Below are 1070 nucleotides of genomic sequence, written 5' to 3' on the forward strand. Positions count from 1 at the left end.
ATCCACGGTTCGAGCGATGGTGTTCCCGTTTTAGGATATTAGTAATGTTGAAACCTTCTCCGTATGGCTGGATTTCCCAGTACTTTCTCGGATTCTTTTTTGCGTATGGCGTTTACCTGCCATTTTGGTCGTTGTGGTTTAAAGAACAGGGCGTTTCTTCCACGGACATTGGTTTACTGGTTGGTTTAGGTTTGGCGACACGCTGCGTGGCTAACCTCGTCATTACCCCTCGTGTACACCGAGTTGAACATCTAATGCCAACGTTGCGTTGGTTGAGTTTTGCTGCTCTCATTTTTGTTGGTTTCCACTTTTTTACGGGCGGCAGTTTTTGGCTCATGGCATTGGCAACGGTGTTGTTTAACTTGTGTTGTGGTCCGGTAGTTCCGCTATCAGACGCGATGGCAAACTACTACGCTCGCTTGAAAATGTTGGATTACGGGCGCAGGCGTTTGTGGGGGTTTATAGCCTTCAGTGCGGGTTCGACGGTGGTGGGTTTCCTTGTCGCAGAATTTGGCTCGGATATGATTCTGTACACCGCGATGGTGGGGGTGTTCTTTTCATTGCTTTTCGCGATGCGCAGCATCAATCCAATGCCTGTCACTCGCGGTGACCAGCATGCTGAACGTCCGAAATTATCCGCACTGCTTACCGATAAATCAGTGGTGAAGTTCTTGGTTTTGGTGTCACTTATCCAAGGTAGCCATGCGGCGTACTACGGCTTTAGTGCCATTCACTGGAAAGCGGCGGGTCACTCAGAAGACGTGATCGGCTACTTGTGGAGTCTAGGCGTTGCGGCAGAAGTGGCTGTGTTTGCATTGAGTAAGCGTCTGTTTGCTGGTTGGGCGCTGCGCACGCTGTTTATTGTTGCAGCTTGTGGTGTGATGATGCGTTGGGGAATGACCGCTGCAACAACGTCTATCGTTGCGTTGGTTATCGTGCAACTTCTGCACGGTGTGACATTCGCGACGGCGCACATTGCGGCCATTCAATACATCCAAAACTCTGAAGAGCACAAAATGGTGGCGCTGCAAGCGCTATACAACGCGATCCCGCTTGGCGCATTTATCGCG

General features: G+C 50.5%; 1 protein-coding gene. It reads left to right on the top strand.

What is annotated here, in order from left to right; all coding sequences use genetic code 11:
* Positions 1-44: 44 nt before the first annotated feature.
* The coding region (locus R7E47_RS25190) for a 3-phenylpropionate MFS transporter (protein WP_318085533.1) at positions 45-1070 on the top strand (1026 nt) is incomplete at its 3' end.

It is taken from the genome of Vibrio sp. Vb1026, assembly GCF_033338745.1.
Lineage (GTDB): Bacteria > Pseudomonadota > Gammaproteobacteria > Enterobacterales > Vibrionaceae > Vibrio > Vibrio alginolyticus.